This window comes from Acidimicrobiia bacterium (assembly GCA_035651955.1).
Taxonomy (GTDB): Bacteria; Actinomycetota; Acidimicrobiia; order IMCC26256; family JAMXLJ01; genus JAMXLJ01.
The window spans coordinates 51,727-57,726 of the sequence record DASRES010000088.1 but is presented as its reverse complement, the minus strand read 5'-3'; the positions used below and the strand labels follow the sequence as shown (position 1 = coordinate 57,726).

Below are 6,000 nucleotides of genomic sequence, written 5' to 3'. Positions count from 1 at the left end.
ATCGATGATCGCGATCCGCTCGCACAGCTGGTCGGCCTCCTCCATGTAGTGCGTCGTGAGGAGGATCGTCTGACCCTGCGCGTGCAGCTCCCCGAGGATCTCCCAGAGCGCGATGCGGCTCTGCGGGTCGAGGCCGGCGGTCGGCTCGTCGAGGAACAGGATCGCGGGATGGTGCAGGATCGACCGGGCGACCATGAGCCGTTGCGCCATGCCCCCGGACAGCGCGAGCACGGGCATCTTCGCCCGGTCGGTGAGGCGGAACTGCTCGAGCCGGTAGTCGGCCTCGGCGCGCGCCTCCTTCGCGCTCATCCCGAAGAAGCGGCCGTGGTAGTAGAGGTTCTCCCAGACGCTCAGCGCCCGGTCGAGCGTGTTCGTCTGCGGAACGACGCCGATCACCTGCTTGGCGAGCGCGGGTTGCGCGACCACGTCGATGCCGCCGACCCAGGCGCGTCCGCTCGTCGGGATGACAGTGGTCGTGAGCATCCCGGTCGTCGTCGTCTTGCCGGCGCCGTTGGGGCCGAGCAACCCGAAGATCTCGCCGCGGTACACCACGAGATCGATGCCGTCCACGGCGCGCACGCCGCCCGGGTACACCTTCGTGAGCTTCTCGGTCCGGATGACCTCCTCACGGCCGCTCGTCTGTCGCCTCGTCGCGGTCGGTGTGGAGGTCGTCGTGTCAGCCGACACGCTCGTCATCGCGTGCCTCCTCGGTTCGGGGGGCGAAGTGATCGGTGACGCGGGCGAGCAGCCGCCCGAGTTGCTGGTACCCGTGCGGTGACAGCACGTCCGCGAGCTCACCGTCGAGGCGAAGGGCCTCGCGGTTCAGGCGGTCGTGGACGCGCCGCCCGTCCGGCGTCAGCGCGACCCGGATGACGCGACGGTCGCGCTCGTCGCGCTCGCGCGTCACGAGGCCCTCGGACTCGAGCCGGTCGAGATGCCGCACCACCGTCGCCGGGTCGATGCGGATGCCGGCCGCGAGCTCGCGCTGGCTCGGGCGCGCGCCGTCGACGAGGTGGACGAGGACCTTCCAGGTCGTGAAATCGCCGCCGCGCTCGCGCATCCGCGCGTCGAGCTCGGCCTGCAGGACGCGGTGCGTCCACGCGATGCGACGCCCGAGGAACTCCACCGACGGTTTCATGGTGCACAAATGATTAGCACACCAACGGTTAGCGGCGCAACCACCACGCCTTCGTTCAGGGTTCGGCGACGCAGCGGTTGTCGAGCTCGCCGAGGCGCTCGATGCGACACACGACGCGCTGACCTGGGCGCAGCGACACCTTCGGGTCGCGGGCGTCGCCGATCCCGCCCGGTGTTCCGGTGCTGATCACGTCCCCCGGCCGCAGGGTGACGATCGTGCTGACATACTCCACGATCTCGGGCGGGCCGAAGAGGAGATCCGACGTGCGGGCGTCCTGCATCACGTCGCCGTCGACCGCGCACGTCACCCGCAGATCGCGCGCGTGGTCGACCTCGTCCGGGGTGACGAGCATCGGTCCGAGCGGCGTCGAGCGGTCCCAGGTCTTGCCCTGCATCCACTGCAGCGTGCGGTACTGCCAGTCGCGCATGCTGACGTCGTTGCAGATCGTGTAGCCGGCGATGGCGTTGCGCGCGTCGTCACGGTGCGCACGCCGCACCGGGGTGCCGATGACGAACGCGAGCTCGACCTCCCAGTCGGGTCGCTCGACCTCGGCCGGCAGCACGATGTCGTCACGCGCGCCGACGAGCGCGTCCGCGTACTTGGCGAACAGCGTGGGGTACGCCGGGAGCTCGCGGCCTGTCTCCAGGATGTGGGCGCGGTAGTTCAGGCCGAGGCAGATGACCTTGCCGGGGTTCGGGACGAGCGGCGCGTAGTCGAGGGCGTCGAGGGCGTGCGTGCGCCCGGTCTCGCGGACGTCGCCGCCGCGCAGCCCGAGCAGCGCGCCGACGTCGGGCGCGTCGAGCTCGACTGCGTGGTCGCCGTCGATGCGGACCGCGTGCGTCGACGCCCCCCCGTCCGTCCTGATCGTCGCGAACCTCATGCCGTGGTGACCCGGGCGACCGCGTCGCGGATCGCGTCGGCGACGCGCGCCATCTCGTCGTCCGACTCGTACTTGTTGCGCGGCCAGAAGAACCCTCGCAAGCCGTCCTTGCGCCGGCGCGGGACGACATGCACGTGGAGGTGAGGCACGCTCTGGCTCACGACGTTGTTCAGCGCGACGAACGACCCGTCGGCGTGCATGGCGTCACGAACCGCGCCGGCGAGGATCTGCACCGCGCCGAACAGGGGCTCGACGAGCGCGTGCGGCAGGTCGACCAGGGTGTCGACGTGGTCCCGCGGGACCACGAGCGTGTGGCCCGGGAACAACGGACGCTGGTCGAGGAACGCGACGACGTCACCCGACTGGAACACGACCTCCGCGGGACGGTCGTCCGCGACGATGTCGCAGAAGACGCAGTTCGGCGCCCGGACGACCACGTCGTACGGGCTACTCGGGCGACTCGTACGGCCGCTGGCGCGGCTTGGCGGCGTCGCGCTTCCACACCATCACCTTGCGGCGGAAGAAGCAGACCTCCTCGCCGCGCTGGTTGAAGCCGCGCGTCTCGACGGTGACGACGCCACGGTCCGGCCGGCTCGACGACTCCCGCTTCTCGAGGACCTTCGTCTCCGCGTAGATGGTGTCGCCGTGGAACGTCGGCATCTTGTGCTGCAGCGTCTCGACCTCGAGGTTGGCGATCGCCGCCCCGCTCACGTCCGGGACGCTCATCCCGAGCACGACCGAGTACACGAGGTTGCCGACGACCACGTTCTTCTTGAACTGCGTCTGCGTCTCCGCGTACCACGCGTCCGTGTGGAGCGGATGGTGGTTCATCGTGATCATGCAGAACAGGTGGTCGTCGTACTCGGTGATGGTCTTGCCCGGCCAGTGCTTGTAGACGTCGCCGGGCTCGAAGTCCTCGAAGTACCGACCGAACGGACGCTCGTAGACGGTCATGGCGAGCGAGCGTACCGACGGTGGCCCACCGCGGTCCGACCCGGGTTGGTACACAAGTCGCGGTCAGGACCGCGACTTGTGTACCAACGGCGCGACGGCGGGCGCGGCATGCTGGCGCGATGCGGCTGCGCGAGTTCTACGACGACCCGTCGCGTGCGAGCTCCGACGAGGTCGACTTCGGCTCCGAGTGGCGGACGCGGGGCGAAGGTCCGTGGAAGGTCGTCTGGGTGGAGGCGACGGGCGAGATCGCGGCGTTCAACTCGGGACGGCCGGCCACGCCCGTCGCGCCGGGGCGCGGTCTGGGGGCGCTCGGCGCGATGCTCGGCGGCGGTCCCGACGAGGTCGTGATCCTCGGCGTCCACGACGACATCGACACGCTGCGCGCCGGACTCACGGGCTGGGAGGAGCACATGGCCGACGAGAACGGGCTCGCGTGGCTCGCCGAGCGCGTCGACGAGCTCCCGGATCCCGGAGCCGAGGCCGGCCCCGGGGCCGAGCCCCGCGACTGACCGGTGCAGAAGCTCGTCTTCCTGTTCGGGCGTGCACCGGGCCTGTCGCACGCCGCGTTCGCCCGTCACTACCTCGAGGTGCACGCGCCGCTCGGGCTCCGCGTGACGCGCGCGATGGAGCGCTACGTCGTGAACCTCGCCGACGTCGACGGGCCACCGCAGCCGTTCCCCGTCGACGCGATCACCGAGATCTGGACCCCGTCGGCCGACGTGTTCTTCGACCCGTCACGCGCATTCACGTCGCCCGACGACGGCCGCGCGCTCATGGCCGACCACCAGAGCTTCATCGGGCCGATGCACGCGTACGCCGTCGAGGAGCGCGTCGTGGAGGACGGGACGGCGACCGGCGTCAAGTACGTCTGCCTCAGACCCGCTCGCGACGCGACGAGCGCCACGCGCCACGTCGAGGACCGCGTCGTGCGCACGTTCACGCCCGACGCGCCGCCCGTCGAGGGCTTCACGTTCCTGCGCTTCGCCGACCGGGACGCCGCGAACGCGTTCGCGGCCACGAACCCCGGGTTCCTCGTCACGGAGCACGTCCAGAAGGCGTGACCCGCCCACTTGGGCTTCCGGTCGGGAATCCCCACCCGCCGGGCTACGTTGCGACCAGCGCCATGATGAACCACCGCACGATCCGGAGCTACCGGCGCGACCGGGACGAGCTGCAGGGCAAGCGGCTCGAGCGCGACGTCCTGAAGCGCGTCCTCGGCTTCGCACGCCCGTACCGATGGCAGCTGGTGGGGTTCTTCGTCGGGGTCGTCCTGGCCGCGATCGCCGGTGCGATCCCGCCGCTCCTGCTCCGCCAGCTCATCGACCACGGGCTCCCCGGTCGGTACTCGCGCCACGGCGACCTCGCGGTCGTCACCTGGGTCGCGGTCGCGGCGACGGCTCTCGCGATCGCGAGCGCGGGCCTGTCGCTGATGCAGCGCTGGTTCTCGGCCCGCATCGGTGAGGGCCTCATCTACGACCTGCGCCGCGAGCTCTTCGACCACGTCCAGCGCATGCCGATGTCGTTCTTCACGCGCACGCAGACCGGTGCGCTCATGTCGCGGCTGAACAACGACGTGATCGGCGCGCAGAACGCGATCACGGACACGATGGGCACCGTCCTCTCCAACCTGATCACGGTCGGGGTGACGCTCTCCGTGATGCTCGGGTTGGAGTGGCGGCTGACGGTCCTGACTTTGCTCGTGCTGCCCGCGTTCGTCATTCCCGCGCAGCGCATCGGGCGGCGCCTGCAGGTGATCACGCGCGAGGCCATGCAGCTCGACGCGTCGATGAACACGACGATCGCGGAACGGTTCAACGTCGCGGGCGCGCTCGTCGTCAAACTCTTCGGGCACCCGAAGCGCGAGTCGGAGAGCTTCGGCCGACGGGCGGCGCGCGTACGCGACATCGGCGTGAAGACGGCGATGTACAGCCGCGTACTGTTCGCCGCGCTCGCGCTCGTCGCCGCGGTCGGGACGGCGGTCGTCTACTACGTCGGCGGGCGGCTCGCGATCGACGGCACCATCTCGGCCGGTGTCGTCGCCGCGTTCGTCCTGTACGTCAGCCAGATCTACCAGCCACTCACGCAGCTCACGAACGCGCGGGTCGACGTGATGACCGCGCTCGTGTCGTTCGAGCGCGTCTTCGAGGTGCTCGACTTCCCACCCTCGATCGTCGACCGACCGGGCGCGGTCGACCTGGTCGCGCCACGCGGCCGCATCGAGCTCGACCACGTGTGGTTCCGTCACCCGGCGCCGGCCTCGGTGTCGCTCCCGTCGCTCGAGGCGGACGCGACGCTCCTCGACACGAGCCCGTCCGACTGGATCCTGCGCGACGTCACCTTCGCCGTCGAGCCCGGCGAGACGATCGCGCTCGTGGGGCCGTCCGGCGCGGGCAAGACGACGACCGCGATGCTCGTGCCCCGCGTGAACGAGGTGACCGAAGGACGCGTGATCGTCGACGGTCACGACGTGCGCGACCTCACGCTCACCTCGCTGCGCGACGCGATCGGCTTCGTGATGCAGGACCCGCACCTGTTCCACGAGACGATTCGCGAGAACCTGCGCTACACCCGCCCCGAGGCGACCGACGACGAGCTGGTGCAGGCGTGCAAGCGCGCGCGCATCCACGACCTGATCGAGAGCCTCCCGGACGGCTACGACACCGTGGTCGGCGAGCGCGGCTACCGCCTGTCGGGAGGCGAGAAGCAGCGTCTCGCGATCGCGCGCGTCCTGTTGAAGGACCCCGCGATCGTCATCCTCGACGAGGCGACGTCGCACCTCGACTCCGAGTCGGAGCTCGCGATCCAGCGCGCGCTCGGCGAAGCGCTCGAAGGTCGTACAGCGCTCGTCATCGCGCACCGGCTGTCGACGATCGTGAACGCCGACCGCATCCTCGTGTTCGACGAGGGACGGATCGTGGAGGAAGGTCGTCACGACGAGCTCGTCCACGCCGACGGGCTGTACGCCGAGCTGTACCGCACGCAGTTCGGCCGCGCGCTCGACGCGCCTGCATGAGCATCTGAGCGGACT

At 70.2% G+C, this 6,000-nt stretch carries 8 protein-coding genes; 3 read left to right on the top strand and 5 right to left on the bottom strand.

Translation table 11 applies throughout. The features are described from left to right. The 5 genes from VFC33_19555 to VFC33_19535 form a co-directional block, all read right to left on the bottom strand. The coding region (locus tag VFC33_19555) for an ATP-binding cassette domain-containing protein (protein HZR15441.1) at positions 1 to 696 on the bottom strand (696 nt) is incomplete at its 3' end. Continuing rightward, positions 677 to 1,138 (bottom strand): MarR family winged helix-turn-helix transcriptional regulator, encoded by a 462-nt coding sequence (locus VFC33_19550; GenBank protein HZR15440.1) that lies wholly within the window; start codon positions 1,136 to 1,138, stop codon positions 677 to 679. The genes VFC33_19555 and VFC33_19550, both read right to left, overlap by 20 nt. A gap of 55 nt (positions 1,139 to 1,193) precedes the next feature. Next, positions 1,194 to 2,018: a fumarylacetoacetate hydrolase family protein gene (locus VFC33_19545; GenBank protein ID HZR15439.1), complete on the bottom strand. Its 825-nt coding sequence runs from the start codon at positions 2,016 to 2,018 to the stop codon at positions 1,194 to 1,196. Then, on the bottom strand, positions 2,015 to 2,455 hold the full coding sequence (locus tag VFC33_19540; protein ID HZR15438.1) for an HIT family protein: 441 nt from the start codon (positions 2,453 to 2,455) through the stop codon (positions 2,015 to 2,017). Before VFC33_19540 ends, VFC33_19545 begins: the two co-directional genes overlap by 4 nt. A 10-nt stretch (positions 2,456 to 2,465) precedes the next feature. After that, a complete protein-coding gene (locus VFC33_19535) occupies positions 2,466 to 2,972 on the bottom strand; it encodes a MaoC family dehydratase (protein HZR15437.1) in 507 nt (168 codons plus the stop codon). Positions 2,973 to 3,091: 119 nt separating this feature from the next. Here VFC33_19535 and VFC33_19530 point away from each other — a divergent pair, with 119 nt between their 5' ends. The 3 genes from VFC33_19530 to VFC33_19520 all read left to right on the top strand — a co-directional run bounded on the left by VFC33_19530 (position 3,092) and on the right by VFC33_19520 (position 5,985). Next, the gene (locus VFC33_19530) at positions 3,092 to 3,481 is read left to right on the top strand and encodes a hypothetical protein (GenBank protein HZR15436.1); all 390 of its coding nucleotides are present in this window, start codon (positions 3,092 to 3,094) and stop codon (positions 3,479 to 3,481) included. Positions 3,482 to 3,484: 3 nt separating this feature from the next. After that, complete coding sequence (locus tag VFC33_19525; GenBank protein HZR15435.1) at positions 3,485 to 4,033, top strand: EthD domain-containing protein; 549 nt, start codon at positions 3,485 to 3,487, stop codon at positions 4,031 to 4,033. A 62-nt stretch (positions 4,034 to 4,095) separates the two neighbouring features. Beyond that, positions 4,096 to 5,985 (top strand): ABC transporter ATP-binding protein, encoded by a 1,890-nt coding sequence (locus VFC33_19520; GenBank protein HZR15434.1) that lies wholly within the window; start codon positions 4,096 to 4,098, stop codon positions 5,983 to 5,985. Positions 5,986 to 6,000: the final 15 nt, after the last annotated feature.

Excerpts from the sequence above, each read along its gene's own strand:
- VFC33_19520 (HZR15434.1), top strand. The coding sequence starts at position 4,096 with ATGATGAACCACCGCACGATCCGGAGCTACCGGCGCGACCGGGACGAG.
- VFC33_19550 (HZR15440.1), bottom strand. The coding sequence starts at position 1,138 with ATGAAACCGTCGGTGGAGTTCCTCGGGCGTCGCATCGCGTGGACGCAC.
- VFC33_19545 (HZR15439.1), bottom strand. The coding sequence starts at position 2,018 with ATGAGGTTCGCGACGATCAGGACGGACGGGGGGGCGTCGACGCACGCG.
- VFC33_19535 (HZR15437.1), bottom strand. The coding sequence starts at position 2,972 with ATGACCGTCTACGAGCGTCCGTTCGGTCGGTACTTCGAGGACTTCGAG.
- VFC33_19530 (HZR15436.1), top strand. The coding sequence starts at position 3,092 with ATGCGGCTGCGCGAGTTCTACGACGACCCGTCGCGTGCGAGCTCCGAC.